The organism is Sporosarcina sp. FSL K6-2383, assembly GCF_038618305.1.
In the GTDB taxonomy this organism is placed as follows: Bacteria; Bacillota; Bacilli; order Bacillales_A; family Planococcaceae; genus Sporosarcina.
On sequence record NZ_CP152017.1, the window covers coordinates 1,983,426 to 2,002,170 of the forward strand.

At 37.0% G+C, this 18,745-nt stretch carries 16 protein-coding genes; 15 read left to right on the plus strand and 1 reads right to left on the minus strand.

Going from position 1 to position 18,745, the window contains the following annotated elements; translation table 11 throughout:
* Positions 1 to 13 precede the first annotated feature (13 nt).
* From MKZ10_RS09810 to gndA, 7 genes are all read left to right on the plus strand, one after another.
* Positions 14 to 892 (plus strand): carbohydrate ABC transporter permease, encoded by an 879-nt coding sequence (locus tag MKZ10_RS09810; protein ID WP_342504789.1) that lies wholly within the window; start codon positions 14 to 16, stop codon positions 890 to 892.
* A 34-nt stretch (positions 893 to 926) separates the two neighbouring features.
* Positions 927 to 2,669 (plus strand): histidine kinase, encoded by a 1,743-nt coding sequence (locus MKZ10_RS09815; RefSeq protein WP_342504790.1) that lies wholly within the window; start codon positions 927 to 929, stop codon positions 2,667 to 2,669.
* A gap of 11 nt (positions 2,670 to 2,680) precedes the next feature.
* On the plus strand, positions 2,681 to 3,496 hold the full coding sequence (locus MKZ10_RS09820; protein ID WP_342504791.1) for a response regulator: 816 nt from the start codon (positions 2,681 to 2,683) through the stop codon (positions 3,494 to 3,496).
* Positions 3,497 to 3,563: 67 nt separating this feature from the next.
* A complete protein-coding gene (locus tag MKZ10_RS09825) occupies positions 3,564 to 5,003 on the plus strand; it encodes a glycoside hydrolase family 1 protein (RefSeq protein WP_342504792.1) in 1,440 nt (479 codons plus the stop codon).
* A gap of 158 nt (positions 5,004 to 5,161) precedes the next feature.
* Entirely contained in the window at positions 5,162 to 6,046 is an 885-nt protein-coding gene (locus MKZ10_RS09830; RefSeq protein WP_342504793.1) for an ROK family protein, read from the plus strand.
* A gap of 484 nt (positions 6,047 to 6,530) precedes the next feature.
* Positions 6,531 to 7,928 (plus strand): glucuronate isomerase, encoded by a 1,398-nt coding sequence (gene uxaC / locus MKZ10_RS09835; RefSeq protein WP_342504794.1) that lies wholly within the window; start codon positions 6,531 to 6,533, stop codon positions 7,926 to 7,928.
* Between the two features lie 57 nt (positions 7,929 to 7,985).
* The gene (gene gndA, locus MKZ10_RS09840; protein WP_342504795.1) at positions 7,986 to 9,395 is read left to right on the plus strand and encodes an NADP-dependent phosphogluconate dehydrogenase; all 1,410 of its coding nucleotides are present in this window, start codon (positions 7,986 to 7,988) and stop codon (positions 9,393 to 9,395) included.
* A gap of 69 nt (positions 9,396 to 9,464) precedes the next feature.
* Here the strand turns inward: gndA and MKZ10_RS09845 are convergent, their stop codons facing one another.
* Positions 9,465 to 10,646, minus strand: a complete 1,182-nt coding sequence (locus MKZ10_RS09845) for an ROK family transcriptional regulator (RefSeq protein WP_342504796.1) — start codon at positions 10,644 to 10,646, stop codon at positions 9,465 to 9,467.
* Positions 10,647 to 10,778: 132 nt separating this feature from the next.
* Here MKZ10_RS09845 and MKZ10_RS09850 point away from each other — a divergent pair, with 132 nt between their 5' ends.
* The 8 genes from MKZ10_RS09850 (at position 10,779) to MKZ10_RS09885 (ending at position 18,744) form a co-directional block, all read left to right on the plus strand.
* Positions 10,779 to 11,627, plus strand: a complete 849-nt coding sequence (locus MKZ10_RS09850; protein ID WP_342504797.1) for a LarC family nickel insertion protein — start codon at positions 10,779 to 10,781, stop codon at positions 11,625 to 11,627.
* A gap of 54 nt (positions 11,628 to 11,681) precedes the next feature.
* Positions 11,682 to 13,055 (plus strand): hypothetical protein, encoded by a 1,374-nt coding sequence (locus tag MKZ10_RS09855; protein ID WP_342504798.1) that lies wholly within the window; start codon positions 11,682 to 11,684, stop codon positions 13,053 to 13,055.
* Between the two features lie 133 nt (positions 13,056 to 13,188).
* Complete coding sequence (locus tag MKZ10_RS09860) at positions 13,189 to 14,271, plus strand: glycoside hydrolase family 88 protein (protein WP_342504799.1); 1,083 nt, start codon at positions 13,189 to 13,191, stop codon at positions 14,269 to 14,271.
* 203 nt (positions 14,272 to 14,474) lie between these two features.
* The gene (locus MKZ10_RS09865; protein WP_342504800.1) at positions 14,475 to 15,122 is read left to right on the plus strand and encodes a bifunctional 4-hydroxy-2-oxoglutarate aldolase/2-dehydro-3-deoxy-phosphogluconate aldolase; all 648 of its coding nucleotides are present in this window, start codon (positions 14,475 to 14,477) and stop codon (positions 15,120 to 15,122) included.
* Positions 15,123 to 15,124: 2 nt separating this feature from the next.
* Positions 15,125 to 16,138, plus strand: coding sequence for a sugar kinase (locus MKZ10_RS09870; protein ID WP_342504801.1), 1,014 nt, complete (start codon positions 15,125 to 15,127; stop codon positions 16,136 to 16,138).
* Between the two features lie 41 nt (positions 16,139 to 16,179).
* Positions 16,180 to 17,010, plus strand: coding sequence for a 5-dehydro-4-deoxy-D-glucuronate isomerase (kduI, locus tag MKZ10_RS09875; RefSeq protein WP_203247583.1), 831 nt, complete (start codon positions 16,180 to 16,182; stop codon positions 17,008 to 17,010).
* A gap of 29 nt (positions 17,011 to 17,039) precedes the next feature.
* A complete protein-coding gene (gene kduD, locus MKZ10_RS09880) occupies positions 17,040 to 17,822 on the plus strand; it encodes a 2-dehydro-3-deoxy-D-gluconate 5-dehydrogenase KduD (protein ID WP_342504802.1) in 783 nt (260 codons plus the stop codon).
* A 76-nt stretch (positions 17,823 to 17,898) separates the two neighbouring features.
* Positions 17,899 to 18,744, plus strand: coding sequence for a sugar phosphate isomerase/epimerase family protein (locus MKZ10_RS09885; protein ID WP_342504803.1), 846 nt, complete (start codon positions 17,899 to 17,901; stop codon positions 18,742 to 18,744).
* Position 18,745 lies beyond the last annotated feature (1 nt).

The following is an 18,745-nucleotide window of genomic DNA, read 5'->3' on the forward strand; positions in this document are numbered from 1 at the left end:
GGGAGGAATTATAGTGGAAACAGTTGTAAAGTCCAAAAAAGATACAAGGACAAAGGATTTAACTAGTAAGAAAAAAAGCATAAAAAACACTATTATTTACACTATACTAGGTATATTTTCTTTAGTGAATGCTTATCCGATTGTTTGGATGGTCATTAACTCATTTAAGTCGGAAAGTGAGTTCGTTGTAAACCAATTCGGCTTTCCAAAGGTATTTGTTTTGGAAAATTACATAAATGCTTGGGATATTGCTAATTTAGGGGTTTTATTTAAAAACAGTATCTTTATTTGCATTACCGCTACAGGCATAACTGTTTTACTAGGAGCATTAGCTTCCTATTTTTTATCTAGGTTTACTTTCAAAATGAATAAGTTTATTTATAGCTTCTTCATTTTTGGATTATTAATACCTATACATGCAACATTAGTACCTATGTTTATATTAATGAGAAATCTTGGTTTGCTTGATACTCCGATAACATTGATATTTCCATATATCGCGTTTCATTTACCGATTACGATCTTTATTTTAACAAGCTTTATGAAGGCGTTTCCAAAGGATATAGAAGAATCAGCCATTATGGATGGTTGTGGGATATTTCGTGTATTCTGGTCAATCATACTGCCTATGTCTCGTCCAGCCTTAGCAACTGTCGTTATACTTAATTTTATTTATAATTGGAATGAATTTTCATTTGCTTTAGTATTGATTAATGATCCTGAATTACAAACTTTGCCATTAGGATTAGCGAACTTTGCTGGTCAATTTACAACTAATTATGGAGCACAAATGGCAGGATTGACGATGTCGTTAGTTCCAATCGTTATTTTTTATTTACTTTTGGAAAAAGAAATCGTAAAAGGTATGACAGCAGGTGCTGTAAAAGGGTAAGCTGAAGGGAGCAAATGGTAAAGGTTGATGTATAATGTTGCAAAACTGGGGCTTGAAGAAGAAGTTTGTTGTACTTTTTTTAGTGTTAATAACACTACCAACCGTTTTATTTAGTTTATTTATTTATTATCAAACAACTATAGCTCTAAAAAACCAAGCGATAGAAGATATAGTGGAAAGACTTGATAAGAATGAGCAGCATATTACATCAATCATAACAGAACTTGAAAGTATGACTTCTTATATGATTTATGATGAAAGCTTTCGAACCTTTTTTAAGACATCCCAAAAAGATTTGTCCCAGATTGAATATAAAAATGCAATCAAATCAATAAATGGTTATTTCACTTTCCAACTTATGTCTCGTGATTACATTTCTTCAGTTTCGTTAATGGGGAAAGACGGCAATATGATAACGGTAGGTGAGCCAATTACAGAAAAAGGGCAAATTTCGAATGAGACAGCTATTCAGGGGAAAGGAATTCCAGTATGGAGTGACTCATACGAGGTTACTAGTGGCTGGGGTGGTCGAAAACATATCATTAGTTTGACTAGAGTTATTAATGATCTTCATCACATTAACGAACCTATCGGAGGGGTAAGAATCCGCATAGACCAATCAATACTATTTAATGATATTAAAGCAAAACGCCCTCTACAACAAGGGAACTATTTTGTGCTGTCGACAAGAGGAGATGTTGTTCTTCATTACGATCAATCACTTGTTGGCAAGCAATATCCAAATGAAGAGCTGAAAGATTGGGTTATAAATGGTAAGGATTCAGCTTATAGTTATAAAAAAGATAAAAGTGGCTACCTTAGTGTTAAAAAGAAACTAGAAGGTACGAATTGGTTATCTGTAGCAGTTGTAGACGAGGGAGAACTTGTAAAGGAACTTTATGCCGTTCGGGCTTCTATAAAAAATATGATAGTTCTACTTTTGGTATTAGGAATAATTGCTTTTATAGGTTTCTATCGATCCTATATCAAGCGAATAACAGAATTGACAAGGCAAACAATGCAAGTTGAAAAGGGAAATTTTTTGGCTAGTGTGGATGTGAAAACTAGAGACGAAATTGGTATATTGGGAATGCAATTTAATAAAATGGTGAAAACAATACAAAAATCTATTGATATAGAATATAAACTGAAAATTAAACAAAAAGAATCTGAATTAAAAGCACTTCAAAGTCAGATAAATCCACATTTTCTTTATAATACTTTAGATATGATTCGCTGGACAGCACGTTTGGAAAATGCGATGGAAACTGGAAATTTAATTGAAGGGCTTTCTAAAGTTTTTCGGATGAATCTAAATAACGGGAAAATGTGGATACCCTTGGAAAAAGAGATTGAATATATAAAAGCTTATCTTGAATTGCAAAAAAGTCGTTTAGGAGACCGTTTGGCTTTCAGTATATTCATAGATAATCAGGTTAAAGAAAAGTTTATTATGAAACAAATTATCCAACCGTTAGTAGAAAACTGTATTAAGCACGGCTTTAATAATTATTTTAAACAAGGGATTATCAACATTCGATGTTATCAAGTAGATAATCAATTGTGGATTGATGTAATTGATAATGGCTGGGGATTCCAACCTACATCTGGTGAATCTACCGGATATGCTTTAAAAAACCTAAGGGATCGCTTAAATATTGCCTTTGGGGAAGAGTATAGTCTGATCTTACTAGAAACGAAAGAAGGGGCAGCATTTCGGCTAGTTCTTCCACTTCTTGATGGAGATAATTTAAAAGTACTCATAAAAGAGGATTAGGTGAATAACCCATGATATTCAAAATGCTAATTGTCGATGATGAGCCCATTATATGTCGCGGTTTAAGAGATACGATTCCATGGGAGAAATACAATATTGAAGTGGTTGATATTGCTCATGATGGTCAAGATGCGATTCTAAAAGTGCAAAATCATGGGAATGTCGATCTTGTTATCACTGATGTCAGGATGCCAAATATGGACGGTCTACAATTGGCTGCCTTTATTCATCAACATTACCCTACGATTCGAATGATAATGGTTAGTGGTTATGATGAATTCTCCTATGCTCAAAAAGCGATTCAACTAGGTGTAAAGGACTACTTATTAAAGCCGGTTAACATAGAAGAGCTAGTGAGTAGAGTCGTTAAATTAACACAAGAAATAGGAAACGAGCAGAAATTAACCGATATGATAAGTCATTTGGATCTAAAAGAGAATGTTATTATCGTTCATTCTTCCACGAGTATCGGTCAGTTAAATTTGAAAAATAATGATAAAACGGACTGGTTGATTGGAAAAGCTGAAGAATATATAAAAGAATACTATAAATCCAATATTAGAGCACATGAAGTAGCCGATATTATAAATATTTCGCCGAATTACTTCAGTTCCCTATTCAATCAACAGACAGGTAAAAGTTTCAATGAGTATATAAATGATTTAAGAATAGAAGAAGCAAAAAAATTACTTAGTGAAACGCCATTTAAGGTGCATGAGATAGCAGAACTTGTTGGTTTCAAGGAGTATAAATACTTTGTTAAAGTGTTCAAAGAATTTACAAATCTGACACCGATGACATATCGAAAGCTAATGATGACAAAATAAGAAGTTACGTGAATGAAAATATTTCAGTATAAAATTCACTCAAGACAAAATCGGGGGGAAAACAAAGATGAGCACTATTACAGTTAAGATACCAGAAGATTTTATGATTGGCGCAGCGCTATCGGCTTGGCAAACAGAAGGATGGTCAGGTAAAAAGGAATTTCAAGATTCATATATTGACCTCTGGTACAAAAACAATAAACATGTCTGGCATGAAGGATATGGTCCGGCAGTTGCCACAGATTTTCGTAATCGTTACAAAGAAGATATAGGGTATATGAAAGAAATTGGGCTTACACATTTTAGAACGTCGATTAATTGGTCCCGTTTTTTAGTCGATTATGAAAATGCAGAAGTCGATGAAGAATACGCGAGTTACATCGATAACGTTATCGATGAACTAATTGCTAGTGGCGTTGAGCCAATGATTTGCTTGGAACACTATGAAACTCCAGGAGTTTTATTTGAGAGCTATGGTGGTTGGGGATCTAAACATGTTGTGGAGTTATTTGTTAAATATGCAGAAAAAGTTTTTGAGCGCTATGGAGACCGTGTGAAGCATTGGTTTACATTTAATGAGCCAGTAGTTGTTCAAACTCGTGTATATTTAGACGCCATCCGTTGGCCATTTGAACAAAATACTAAAAAGTGGATGCAGTGGAACTACAACAAAGGATTAGCCACTGCTAAAGTAGTTAAACTATTTAAGGAAATGGGTTTAAAGGAAAAGACCGGATCTAAAATAGGAGTTATTTTAAACCCCGAGGTCACATATGCCCGTTCATCAGCAGAACATGATCAAAAGGCGGCAAGAATTCATGACTTGTTTTTCAATCGAGTATTCTTGGATCCAGCTATCAAAGGAGAGTACCCTGAAGAGTTGTTTGAGCTAATGGAAAAGCATGATATTACATTTGATTCTACTGAAGAAGAATTGGAACTGATAAAGGGGAATACTGTAGACTATGTTGGGATAAATCTTTATTTTCCAGCCCGTGTAAAGTCTCGTTCTTCATCTTGGAATGAAGATACGCCGTTTCATCCTGAATATTACTATGACAAGTTCGATCTTCCAGGTAGAAAAATGAATCCATTTCGTGGATGGGAAATATATCCGAAAATTATGTTTGATATGGGCATGCGAATGAAAGAAGAATACGGTAATATCGAATGGTTTATCGCCGAAAATGGTATGGGTGTGGAAGATGAATATAAGTACAAAAACAAAGAAAATGTGATTCAAGATGATTATAGAATTGAATTTATCAGTGACCATTTGAAGTGGTTATTGAAATCAATTGAAGCTGGATCAAATTGTATTGGCTACATGCTTTGGGCTTTTTCAGATAATGTTTCACCAATGAATGCATTTAAAAACAGGTATGGATTAGTTGAGATTGATTTGGAGAATAATAGGAATCGTGCCATGAAAAAATCTGCTTACTGGTATAAGCAACTAATAGAAACGGAACAGTTTGAGGCTGTAGATGATAATTTCATCAAATGATTTTCAAAGTATGAATGGCATTTCTAACTATTTAATGATTAATAAAAGAGCAAGATATAAAAATATTTCGTTGTCATCTCGAAGAGGCAACGAAATATTTTTATATTAGTATCGTTTGCCATGTATAACTAATAAATAAAAATGTGGAGGATAAAACAATGAAAAAATACTTATCTTTTGATATTGGTGGAACATTTCTAAAGTATGGGGTAATTGGTGAAAATGCAGTAATTCTGGAAACAAATACAGTTAAAACACCAGGTACTCTAGATGAATTATTAAACTTCATTAAGGAAGTTTGTTTTTCTCATCAAGAAGTGATTGGAGTAGCAGTGAGTTGCCCTGGAGCTGTATCTGACGAAGGAATTATTTATGGTTCAAGTGCAGTACGCTATCTACATGGACCCAATATTAAGGAGTTGATTGGGGAAAATGTGAAATTACCAGTTTTTATTGAAAACGATGCTAACTGTGCTGCCTATTCGGAGCTATGGGATGGTTCAGCTAAAGGGAAAAAAGATGTTCTTGTCATCGTAATTGGTACAGGAATTGGGGGTTCAATCATTAAAAATGGTCTATTGCATAAAGGAGCCAACTTACATGGCGGGGAATTTGGTTATATGCTGTTAACATCTGATGTCAAAGGGAGTGACGATGTTTGGAGCAGAGTAGCGTCTACAAAAGCACTTGTTAAAAAAGTCGCTCAGAAAAAAAAGGTAGATATGAATTCACTTTCCGGTGAAAAAATCTTTATGCTAGCAGATTCAGGGGACGAAGATTGTAAGCAGGCAATCGATGAATTTTATCATCTATTAGCGATAGGCATTTATAACTTACAGTATATTTATGATCCTGAAATTATTTTAATTGGTGGAGGAATAAGTGCACGGGAAGATTTAATAGTGAAAATAGATGAAAAACTCGATAAAATAATAACTACTATCAATCTTGCAAAGATTAAACCGCATGTTAATACGTGTAAATTTCGTCAAAATGCAAATCTTTTAGGAGCTGTTTATGGTTTTATAGAGAAGTATAGTTAAAGGTATGTCTTTCATGAAAACAGTATGTCGGAGTACTCTAAAAATATGCAATCCAATATGAATCAATTTCATAATTACTTGTTTTGACTGGAAAAGCGAACGATTATATAGTTATTTATTTTAATACTTGTTAAATCGATATCCTACTCTCGTTGATTGGAGCGGAAGACGGCGAGTCCAGCGGGAACAGCACGAGCTGAAGACCCCGCAGAAGCGCAGCGGCGAGGAGGCTGAAGCCGTGCCCGCGGAAAGCGTCCGTCTGGAGCGGAAATCAACCTTGTTCGGGTTTTAAATTAAGTTGTCCAATTATGAAATTGACTCATATATAAAGTTAAATATATTTGTTATTTCATGGAGATATAGCAAGAATACTTCGAAGGTTTGATAAAGACTTGTAAAGTAAAACGTTTACATCTATTATATATGATAGATACTATTCAGTTTGTTTGCCATACAAACTAATAAGGATGGAAGGATGATTACGTTGAAAACATTTATTACAGATGACTTTTTACTATTCAATGAAACAGCAAAAATCCTATTTCATGGTACGGCTAAAGGTTTACCGATTATCGATTATCATAACCATTTAAATCAAAAAGAAATTTTAGAAGATAAGAATTTTACAAGCCTGTCTGACATTTGGCTAGGTGGGGATCATTATAAATGGAGAGCGATGCGCGCTAATGGCATTGATGAAGCTTATATTACAGGAGATAAAAGTGGATATGAGAAATTTTTAGCGTGGTCTAAAACCGTTCCAAACACATTTGGCAATCCATTGTATCACTGGACTCATCTAGAACTCCTTCATTATTTTGATATAGATGAGGTCTTGGATGAAAAATCAGCACCAGCTATTTGGAAAGAAGCAAATAAGAAGTTAGCGACAAAGGAAATGTCCATTCGATCACTTCTAAAAAAAGATAAAGTTGAATTTGTTGGAACAACGGATGATCCAACAGACGATTTAGCAAGCCATAAAGCGTTACATAAAGAAGGATTTGAAATTACTGTATCGCCTTCATTCCGACCAGATAAAGGGTTGAATATTGAAAAAGATGAGTTTTTATCATGGGTAGGGAAATTGGAGCAGGCAACAAATTCTACGATTGAAACGTATGATGCACTATTAGATGCTTTCATAAGCCGAGTCGATTATTTTGATGAGCATGGTTGCCGAAGTTCCGACCACGGTATTGATGTTATGTTTTACGAGCAGGCTACAAAAGAGGAAGCAGCATCCGTTTTCCAGAAACGCTTACAAGGTGAAAAACTGACTGCAAAAGAAATTGAGCAATATAAAACATATACATTACTAACACTAGGTGAATTATACGCTGACAAAGGCTGGGTAATGCAACTTCATCTAAGTGCGTTGAGAAATAATAACACAAGAATGTTGAATCTACTTGGTCCAGACACCGGTTTTGACTCAATAGGTGACCTGCTTATTGCCAATAAACTTTCTAATTTTTTAAATGCGTTAGAAAGCAAAGATAAATTACCTAAAACCGTTTTGTATAGCTTAAACGCGAATGATAATGCTGTGTTAGCTTCCATGGCGGGTAATTATCAAAGCTCTGAAATTGCAGGGAAGGTTCAGTTTGGAACCGCTTGGTGGTTTAATGATGTCATCGATGGCATGGAAGACCAAATGAAAACATTAGCTAATATTGGGCTAATTAGCAATTTTATTGGCATGTTAACGGATTCGAGAAGTTTCCTTTCATTCCCAAGACATGAATACTTCAGAAGGATACTGTGTAATTTACTTGGAACGTGGGTAGAAGAAGGTAAAGTACCGAAAGATATGGCATTATTAGAGAAGTATGTGACAAACATTTGCTATGATAATGCAAAGCGTTATTTTAGACTTTAAGAATGATCTACTTGTTTAACAGCGTTGTAAATTCGAAATATAGAAAGGAAGAAAAAAATGTCGAAACAACAAATCGGTGTCATTGGCCTAGCGGTTATGGGAAAAAACTTAGCGTTAAATATCGAGAGCAGAGGGAACTCTGTTTCTGTCTACAATCGTACAACTTCAAAAACAGAGGAATTTTTAGCAAATGAAGCGGTAGGCAAGAACTTTTTTGGTGCTACGAGCATTGAGGAGTTTGTTAACTCATTAGAAGTACCCCGTAAAATAATGCTAATGGTTCAAGCTGGATCTGCAACAGATGCAACAATTGCATCATTGCAGCCGTATCTTGAAAAGGGCGATATTTTAATTGACGGTGGGAACACGCTATTCGAAGATACGATTCGTCGTAATAAAGAGCTAGAGAAAACAGGTATCCATTTCATCGGAACAGGGGTATCTGGTGGGGAAGAAGGTGCACTAAAAGGTCCTTCTATTATGCCAGGTGGTCAAAAAGAAGCCTATGACTTAGTTGCACCCATTTTTGATTCGATTGCAGCACGAGTAGATGGGAAGTCTTGTAGTACCTATATCGGTCCTGATGGTGCAGGTCATTATGTGAAAATGGTGCACAATGGTATCGAATACGGAGATATGCAATTGATTGCTGAAGCATATGCGATTTTGGATAATGTCCTTGAGTTGGATGCACAAGAACTTCATGAAGTATTTTCAGAATGGAATAAAGGTGAATTAGATAGTTACCTAATTGACATTACTGCAGAGATCTTTACAAAGATAGATGAAGAAACAGGTAAACCACTTGTAGATGTTGTTTTAGATAAAGCAGGTCAAAAAGGAACAGGCATGTGGACGAGTAAAAATGCTTTAGATCTAGGTGTTCCACTTCCGTTAATCACAGAGTCTGTATTTGCACGTTGTATTTCTTCGATGAAAGAAGAGCGTGTCCGTGCAAGTAAAGTATTGTCTGGACCTCAAGTAAGCCAATATGACGGCAATAAAGAGGAACTCATAGAAGCAGTTCGTAAAGCATTGTATATGAGTAAAATTTGTTCTTATGCACAAGGATTTGCTCAAATGCGTGCACAATCTGCGGAGAGTAATTGGAATTTGAATTATGGAGAGATTGCAATGATCTGGCGTGGGGGTTGTATTATCCGTGCACAGTTCCTACAAAATATTAAAGAAGCTTATGACCAAGAACCTGATTTAGAAAACTTATTATTAGATAGTTATTTTAAAGAAATTGTAGAAGGTTACCAATCAGCATTACGCGAAGTCGTATCTGTTGCGGTTAAACAAGGGATTCCTGTTCATTCTTTCGCAAGTGCAATTGCTTATTATGATAGCTACCGTTCAGAAAATCTGCCTGCAAATCTAATTCAAGCACAACGCGATTACTTTGGCGCTCATACGTATCAACGTAAAGACAAAGAAGGAACTTTCCATACGAACTGGTTCTAAATAAAAAGTAGTAAAGTAAATAAAAAAAAGATCTCTCTTTCCCATGGATAGGGAGATCTTTTTTTATACCTATTTGACTAAAACAGTATCCTCTGTCAGTGTTAAGATGAGCTCCGGTACCTCTAGAAAACGCTGAATCGCTAGTGCACATGCACCAAGGGCACAGGAACTATTCCCAAAATCGGAGATTACTAATTCACCATATTGACTTACTGCGGAATTCAAATTATTTTTAATTTCCTCGATTGCATTTGGATACATTTTTAACAGTTCACTCGTCAACACCAATGTTTCTGGATTGTAGATATTGATAATATTATTTAAACCGATTGAAAGGTCGATGATATATTGTTTCATTAGTTGGAGAATAGTGGGATCTTGCTTGGCCAGTAGGGATTGTATGTCATCATGTGTTACTTTTGGAACACCTAACTGCATTGCCAAACGTGCAAGTAGGCTAGGCTCAGATGAGTAGAGCTCCCAGCAACCTCTGTTACCGCATCGGCAGGCTTCTCCATCCTTGGAAATAATCATATGGCCCATTTCTCCGGCGTAGCCGTGAAATCCTTTATGGAGTTTCCCATCAATCATTATTCCCGATCCAATTCCAGAAGAGAAGAGAAGACAAAGTAAATGATTACTCTCATGGTGTTTATAGACACGTTCGGAATAAGCCGATAAGTTTGCGTTATTTTGAATGGATATGTCCATATCTAGCTCTTTCATAAGATCGGTTTTCAAGGATTTATTTTGCCATTGATGACTAGGTACAAAGTAGATGCTCTCATCTTTATTTACTGTCCCGTGAATCCCAATCATTACACTAACTAAACCATAATGTTTTTTTGAATAATCATTTTTATATTTTTTAATTTGCTTAATAAGTAAATGTACTAACTCTTCATAACTATCGATTTCCAACTCTATGGAGTCATGTTGGACAGGATTACCACCTAAATCGGAAACCATATACTGGATATGGTTATAGTCTAGGTCGATGCCTAACACATAGCCTGCATCTTTATTTATCGAAAGCATGATCGGTCTTCTACCTACGACATTATGCTCCAGTCTTGTTTCACAAATTAAGTTTTCACTGAGTAAATCGGCAACTTGAATTGAAATAGTAGCTTTGTTTAATCCGGTAATTTTGGATAGGTCAGCTCTTGATATCATGCCATGCTCAACTATTTTACTTAAAATAATACTTCTATTGATTTTTTTTATGTAAGCACCGTCGCCAGTAATCATCTATTTACCCCCGAATTAATTATAATTATACGAATGCAAAAATGGTTTATTTAGTGTAATAAAAATTACTTTGTTGTGTGGACAAAGTAATTGCGAAGTTAATTTATTATAGCATAGAAAGGAATGTTACGTATGAGAACATTATATTTCGATTGTTTTTCAGGAATTAGTGGTGATATGGTTATTGGGGCCCTTATTGATGCAGGAGGGGATCCTGTTCATTTAGAAACGGAGTTAAAAAAACTGAATATGGAAAATGAGTATGAATTAACATTCAATAAAGTCGTGAAAAACGGCATTACTAGTACAAAGTTTGATGTTTTATTAACGAGTGATGCTCATGACCACGGGCATAATCATAATCACGGACATAGCCACGATCATGACCACGGGCATAATCACAGTCATGAACATAGTCACGACCATGGCCATGAACATAGCGACCGTCATCATCACAACCATAATCATGATCATCGTTCTTATAAAAAAATTGTTGAGCTTATTCAATCGGCAGGTTATTCTAATCGAGTGGAAGGACATGCGCTCAGCATTTTCAAGAAGATAGGACAAGCTGAAGGGAAAATCCACGGTGTAGCACTTGAAGACGTTCATTTTCATGAGGTAGGAGCTGTGGATTCGATTATCGATATTGTAGGTGCAGCTATACTTCTTGAACAACTGCAAATAGACCGTATTAAATCATCTGCCGTTCCAGTTGGTTCGGGGAAAATTCATATTGATCATGGCATTTATCCAGTTCCAGCACCTGCTACATTAGAAATTTTACTCGGTATTCCTATTGCAGAAAGCCAAGTCAAAGGGGAGTTAGCAACACCTACAGGAGCAGCCATTGTAGCGGTACTTGCCGAAGCATTTTGTACATTACCCGCTATGAAGGTTCAATCCATTGGCTACGGAGCAGGTACTAAAACGTTTCCAAAGCATCCAAATGTACTCCGAGTGATTATCGGAGAAGAATAACTATCACCATTGAATAATTAGGTAAATAACGGAATGGCGTTTTTGGAGGTAAAGATGAAACTGCATTCGGTATTTCAGTATGTATATATTTTTTACACATTCGTATTTGTCCTTCACATCGCCAATATATTTATCGCTAGCGATCGTTTGAATTATGTGATTGGCTTATTAGCTTTAGTCATGTTAGTCATTTCTTTTGCGAGTGCATCGAAATTATTTAGAATACTAAGTGCCTCCTTCATTGTGATAGGAGGCTGCTTATATGCTACATCAGGACAATCAGTTTTGGCTATACCTAGCGCTTTAACGGCTAATATAGCCTTACTCACACTTTTAGCGATGTTACCGTGGATGAATAGTGTTGTTAGAAGTGGTCGGTTTGACCGGAGCTTAAACAGCTTAATGAAGGCGAATGTATCAGATGTGGGCAAAATGTATACGCGTGGTTCAGCGACAACGTTTACGCTAGCTGCATTTTTAAATTTATCGGCGGTTACCATTTCACAGGACGTGCTGAAAGATAATTTAGCGCATTTCAATAAAAAAGTGCGAGATTCATTCATCAGTACATCAACATTGAGAGGGTTTTCCTTAGCCTTACTATGGAGCCCACTTGAAATACTAGTCGTCCTATCTATTTTTGTAACTGGCGTTTCTTACGTAGCTATACTCCCTTGGTTGTTATTAATTGCGGTGCTAACATTTATACTTGACGCTTTGTGGGGCCGCTATCATTTCAGAAAGTATGCGTATGCAAACCAAAGCGGTGAACAGTCTAGGGAAATGAATGTCAAAGGGATAGCTAAAAAAATTGCTCACCTGGCAAGTGCACTAGTGCTATTTTTAGCCCTAGTTATTGTCTGTGGTACATTTTTTGAAATCGATTTCATATTGACTGTGACACTTCTCATCTTTCCCTTTACGCTAATATGGTCTACAATCATAAAAAGGGGTAGAAGTTTTTGGGTCATCGGTTGGCATAATTGGAAAATGAAAGCGAATACAATGCAAAACTTTATTATCTTATTCATTTCACTATCCTTTTTCTCAAATAGTATTAGCAACTCTTCATTTTTAGAAGTCATTGAGAAGCCAATTCTACTCGTTGCACAGTATCCATTAGTAGTCTTTCTGCTAATTCAAGTTATTTTTATCTTCCTAAGTCTGTTCGGGATTCACCCGATTGCAACAATTGGGATATTGACAGGCTTAATCGGAAGTTTGCTTGATGTGTATAATCCGCTAAGTCTCTCAATTGTCATGGTAACAAGTGCGATTGCTACATTGACAGTCGGGACATATGGATTAGTTGTAACACTGACGGCAATGGATACCAATCAAAGTCCCTATCGAATCACTTTAAATAATTTACCGTTTGCGCTCCTGCTCGGTGGGATAGGAACAATTATTGCCTACATTCTTTTATGATCTATTGCTATATTTGGTGAACTGATGATTTCAATTAATCTCCGCGAAGGCATTTTCCAAGTGCCGGACGTTATTGATAGAATTCTTCCGTTCACCTTAATATATACAAAAAATTTAAGGAGAGATGTTAATTATGACACAGAATAATCCATTATTTATTGCAGAAAAAGCCTGTCAGACAATTATGAACACATATAGTCCAGCAGAGCTACCACCAGCTAATAGGTGGCATTACCACCAAAGTGTTTTTTTGTATGGTATGTTGCGTGTTTGGGAAGCAACAGGGAAGCAGGATTATTTTGATTACACAAAGGCCTATGTTGATAACTTACTAGATGATGAAGGGAATTTCTTGTTTGCAAGGGATGAGCTGGACTCGATTCAAGTAGGTATTTTACTATTTCCTTTGTATGAGGAAACGAAAGATCGCAAATATATGATTGCAGCGAAAAAATTGAGAAATCTACTGCATACAATTAACAAAACATTTGAGGGTGGTTTTTGGCATAAAGATAAATACCCTTATCAAATGTGGTTAGATGGATTGTTTATGGCGGGGCCATTCATGCTCATGTATGATAAACAATTCCAAGAACCAGAGCTTATTCAATCTGTATTGCTGCAAGAGAAATTAATGAGATCACATATGAGGGATCCACAATCTGGCCTTCCGTATCATGCGTGGGACGAGAAGAAAATTCAGCCTTGGGCAAACAAAGAAACAGGATGCTCGCCAGAATTTTGGGGCCGGTCAGTCGGTTGGTATGGAACAGCACTCATTGATTTATTAGAACAGATAGAAGGACAAAAACATGGTCAGGAAGTGTGGGTCGAAGAATTACAACGCTTTATCCCTGCAATTGTTTCGCACCAAGATGCAGACTCAGGTTTATGGTATCAAATTGTAGATAAAGGAGACCGTGAGGATAACTGGTTAGAGTCTTCTTGTTCGGCGTTATTTATCTATACGATTGCAAAAGCATTAAAAGCGGGTTATGTAGAGGATACTTATCAAGAAGTTGTGAAAAAAGCATATAATGGCTTGCTGGAACATATGGTGAAAGTTGATGATCAAAGGCTCGAGTTAAGTGGCATTTGTATTGGAACTTCTGCTGGAGAATATGAGTATTATGTATCGCGTCCGACTTCAGAGAATGATTTGCATGGAATGGGTGCCTTTATCTTAGCTTGTATGGCTGTACATGATATTTCATGATAGAACGGCATACTTTTCGGTCGTAACATGAATAACCATATAATCATTTCATTGGGATTGACTCAATTATTCACTATTAAGAGCAAACTAGAATGATATGCCTTGAAAACGCTTACTATAATCTATACAATTAGGTTGAAAGTTTTGAAATAACAATCACTGAATTATTTCAAACGAAGAGAGTATATATCGGGAGGTTTGTTATGAATAAACTGAAAGTATTGAATAAGATTACGAGCTGTGGCGTCGTTGCTGTCGTTCGAGCGACTTCAAAAGAAGAAGCGATGAACACCACGGAAGCGTGTATAGAAGGCGGAATTACAGGAATTGAAATCACTTTCACCGTGCAGGGTGCAGATCAAATCATTCGCGAATTAGTGGCTCTTTACCAACAAAATAACAACGTTGTTATTGGGGCGGGTACAGTTTTAGATGCAATTACAGCGCGAATTGCTATTTTAGCTGGAGCTGAGTTCATCGTCAGTCCAACTTTCGACCAAGAAACTGCTGAGTTATGTAATCTGTACCAAATTCCTTATATGCCAGGATGTATGACGATTACTGAAATGAAGCAAGCACTTAAATCAGGCGTTGATATTATTAAATTATTCCCTGGAAACACTTTTGGGCCAGATTGGGTCAAAAGTGTGAAGGCTCCACTCCCACAAGTGAATATTATGCCAACGGGTGGAGTAGATCTGGAAAATGTAGCGCAGTGGATTAAAAATGGTTGCGTTGCTGTAGGTGTAGGCGGCAGTTTAGTAGCACATGCCAAAACGGGTGAGTTTGAAAAAATGACAATAGACGCAAGAAAGTTTGTTGAAAAAGTACAACAAGCTAGAGAGGCGTAAGGATGAAAAAAATAATTACGTTTGGAGAAATCTTATTACGTCTTTCTACTAGAATTGGAGTACGGGCAGTTCAAGCGAGTGAGCTAACGATGCACTATGGTGGTGCTGAAGCAAATGTAGCAGTATCATTAGCCAATTTTGGTCATACTGTCCGTTTTGTAAGTAAAGTGCCGAATAACCCACTCGGTCATGCAGCAGAAAGACATTTGCGCCTGTATGGTGTTGACACAAGTCATGTCTTGCGTGGCGGTGAACGATTAGGCACTTACTATTTAGAAAGTGGGGTAGGAGAAAGAAGTGCGCAGGTCGTCTATGACCGGAAATATTCTAGTATTTCTGAACTGACAGAAGAGGAAATCGACTTCGATGAAATCTTTCAGGGGGTAAACCTTTTTCATGTTTCGGGTATTACACCTGCTTTATCTCCTACCTTACAAAAGTTAACATTACAAGCGTTACAAAGAGCAAAAGCTCACGGTGTGATGACAAGCTTTGATTTTAATTATCGTTCAAAACTGTGGAATCAAAAGGAAGCAGCGGATGCTATTAAACCACTCTTACCGTATGTCGATATTTGTTCTTGCGGTGAATTGGATGCGATTCATTTACTTGGAATTGCAGAGGCTCCTGTTTCGCTAAGCAAAGAGATGAAGCTGCAATACTATTACGAGCAAATACAAGAAATGTACCCGAACATTACGTATATGAGTTCGACTTTCCGACAAGTGATTTCTGCCTCTGCCAATACATTACAAGGCAACTTATATACAGATGCGATTTTATATCATTCCAAAGAGCATCATATTGAACCCATTGTCGACCGTGTCGGCGGGGGGGACGCTTTTGCCGCAGGGATTTTACATGGAATACTAAATGGGCAATCTCCTGAACAAACTGTTTCATTTGCAACAGCTGCGTCTGCATTAAAACATACTGTGCATGGAGATTGTAATGTCTTTTCCGTAGATGAAATTAATGGTTTTATTGAAAACGGCTCAGGTCGTATCATTCGTTAACTTATAAGATTAAAATGATTTATAAAATAGGAGGATGGAAAATGGAAACACGTTATGCAAATCACCCAGAAGAAATAAAGAGATACAATACAGATGAGTTGAGAAAGCATTTTCTTGTCGAAACACTTTTTGAAGCTGGAAAGGTTCATTTAACGTATACGCACGTAGACAGAATGATTTTTGGCGGCGTTACGCCGACGAATGAGGAGTTAACAATTAAGCTAGATAAGGAACTAGGGGTTACTTATTTCCTTGAACGTCGTGAACTAGGCATTATTAATATTGGTGGAGAAGGCTCTGTCATCTTAGATGGTGAGGAGTACCAAATGGTTGGTCGAGACGGATTATATGTTGGGAGAGGAACAAAAGAAGTGTTATTCCGTTCTAAGGACGCGAGTAATCCTGCAAAGTTTTACATTAACTCTGCTCCGGCACATCATACGTACCCAACGGTGAAAATTGATATTAATAATATTAAACCGCTTGAAATGGGTGAGCCAGGTACATTAAATGTTCGTAAAATTTATCAATATGTTCATCCGAATAATTGTGAAAGCTGCCAGTTGCAAATGGGCTTAACAATGTTGCAGGCTGGAAGTGTTTGGAATACAATGCCTTGCCATACGCATGAGCGCCGGATGGAAGTTTATTTATACTTCGATATGGAGCCAGAAACAAGAGTATTCCACTTCATGGGTGAACCAGATGAAACGAGACATTTAGTGATGAAAAATGAACAAGCGGCTATTTCACCAAGCTGGTCGATTCATACTGGAACTGCAACGAGTAACTATACATTTATTTGGGGCATGTGTGGAGAGAATATCACATATGACGATATGGACCATGTCGCGATGGCAGATTTGAGATAAAACGAAGTTAATTAGGGAGGACTATACGCATGACGAACCAGTTAAATGAATTCTCACTAGATTTTTTCTCTTTGGCAGGCAAGGTTGCCATTGTGACGGGTGGAAACAAAGGATTAGGCCAAGGATATGCAGTTGCACTTGCTAAAGCCGGTGCAGATCTATTCATTGTGACACATGGCGATGAGTGGGATGAAACGCGAGCGTTAATCGAACAACAAGGACGTAGAGTTGAGTTTTTCCAGGCGGATCTGACAAATAGAGAAAAAGTGAAAGAACTAGTTGCTAAATGTCAAGAAATCTATGGACAAGTGGATATTTTAGTCAACAACGCTGGAACAATTCGACGCGCTCCACTACTTGAATACAAGGGTGAAGATTGGGATGCTGTAATGGAACTCAATCTCAATTCCATGTTTTTCTTAAGTCAGGAAGTTGCTCACTTAATGGTTAAACAAAAGAGTGGTAAAATCATTAATATTGCTTCCATGTTATCATTCCAAGGTGGGAAATTTGTCCCTCCTTATACGGCGAGTAAGCATGGTGTTGTCGGACTAACGAAAGCATTCACCAATGAATTGGCGGAACATGGAATTCAAGTAAATGCGATTGCACCTGGCTATGTAAGAACAGCAAATACTGCCCCTATTCGTGCAGATGAAAAACGTAATAGTGAAATATTGGCACGCATTCCAGCAGGACGCTGGGCCGACCCAGCAGACTTAATGGGAACGGTCGTGTTCTTAGCAAGTAAGGCGTCTGATTATATGAATGGCTCCATTATTGCTGTCGATGGCGGATGGTTGTCGAGATAATATTCTTCAAATACGCCGTATCACTGGTAGTGATACGGCGTATTACGTATATAAAACTAGTAAAGAGGGGATAAACATGGAATTGAATTTAGGGATTCGTGCACATGATATTGAAAATCAGACGACAATAGAGGGGCTAGTAGAAGAAATCGCAGGTAAGGGACTAACATCTGTGCAGCTAGCGCTAGGCAAATCCTTTACAGAGATGAATACGAGTGTTGGCAGTTTAAGCCCTGGCTTTGCTCGCCATATCGGGGATGCATTTCGGAAGAAAGATGTTCAAATAGCTGTGTTAGGCTGCTATATTCACATGATCCATCCTGATAAAGACAAAAGAAAACAAGAATTGGATCGATTTAAAGAGCATATTCGCTTTGCAAGGGATTTTGGTTGTAGTATTGTTGGTACTGAAACCGGTAATGTCTATGAAAAAACAGGCTATACGGTAGACAATTACGAAGAACAACCTTTTCTAGATGTAGTAGAGAGCGTTAGCGAATTGGTGGCAGAAGCGGAGAAATTTGGTGTCATTGTTGCTATAGAAGGAGGCATTAATCATCCTGTTCATTCTCCGCAAGTATTAAAAAGACTATTGGATAGCATCGATTCGCCAAATCTTCAAGTCATCTTTGATCCGGCAAATTTCTTGAATCCGACAAACTATCATAGGCAGGAAGAAGTTTTTCAAGAAGCGATGGATCTTTTTGGCGATCGAATGGTCATTATGCACGCCAAAGATTTTATCATTGAAGACGATTGGATCAAAATGGTGCCAGTAGGTACAGGACTACTAAATTATGATGCAATCTTCAAATTAATAAAGCCGAGGAAACCGTATATCAATGTATTGTTGGAGAACACAAGAGAGCCCTATATTAATAATAGCATTGCGTTTTTAAAGGAGAAATACAAACGAGCTTAAC

Bases quoted from the DNA above. Each gene is read 5' to 3' on its own strand.
- gndA (WP_342504795.1), top strand. From the start codon at position 7,986: ATGTCGAAACAACAAATCGGTGTCATTGGCCTAGCGGTTATGGGAAAA.
- MKZ10_RS09885 (WP_342504803.1), top strand. From the start codon at position 17,899: ATGGAATTGAATTTAGGGATTCGTGCACATGATATTGAAAATCAGACG.
- MKZ10_RS09820 (WP_342504791.1), top strand. From the start codon at position 2,681: ATGATATTCAAAATGCTAATTGTCGATGATGAGCCCATTATATGTCGC.
- MKZ10_RS09865 (WP_342504800.1), top strand. From the start codon at position 14,475: ATGAATAAACTGAAAGTATTGAATAAGATTACGAGCTGTGGCGTCGTT.
- kduI (WP_203247583.1), top strand. From the start codon at position 16,180: ATGGAAACACGTTATGCAAATCACCCAGAAGAAATAAAGAGATACAAT.
- MKZ10_RS09830 (WP_342504793.1), top strand. From the start codon at position 5,162: ATGAAAAAATACTTATCTTTTGATATTGGTGGAACATTTCTAAAGTAT.
- MKZ10_RS09855 (WP_342504798.1), top strand. From the start codon at position 11,682: ATGAAACTGCATTCGGTATTTCAGTATGTATATATTTTTTACACATTC.
- MKZ10_RS09815 (WP_342504790.1), top strand. From the start codon at position 927: ATGTTGCAAAACTGGGGCTTGAAGAAGAAGTTTGTTGTACTTTTTTTA.
- MKZ10_RS09845 (WP_342504796.1), bottom strand. From the start codon at position 10,646: ATGATTACTGGCGACGGTGCTTACATAAAAAAAATCAATAGAAGTATT.
- MKZ10_RS09850 (WP_342504797.1), top strand. From the start codon at position 10,779: ATGAGAACATTATATTTCGATTGTTTTTCAGGAATTAGTGGTGATATG.
- kduD (WP_342504802.1), top strand. From the start codon at position 17,040: ATGACGAACCAGTTAAATGAATTCTCACTAGATTTTTTCTCTTTGGCA.
- MKZ10_RS09825 (WP_342504792.1), top strand. From the start codon at position 3,564: ATGAGCACTATTACAGTTAAGATACCAGAAGATTTTATGATTGGCGCA.
- MKZ10_RS09870 (WP_342504801.1), top strand. From the start codon at position 15,125: ATGAAAAAAATAATTACGTTTGGAGAAATCTTATTACGTCTTTCTACT.
- MKZ10_RS09860 (WP_342504799.1), top strand. From the start codon at position 13,189: ATGACACAGAATAATCCATTATTTATTGCAGAAAAAGCCTGTCAGACA.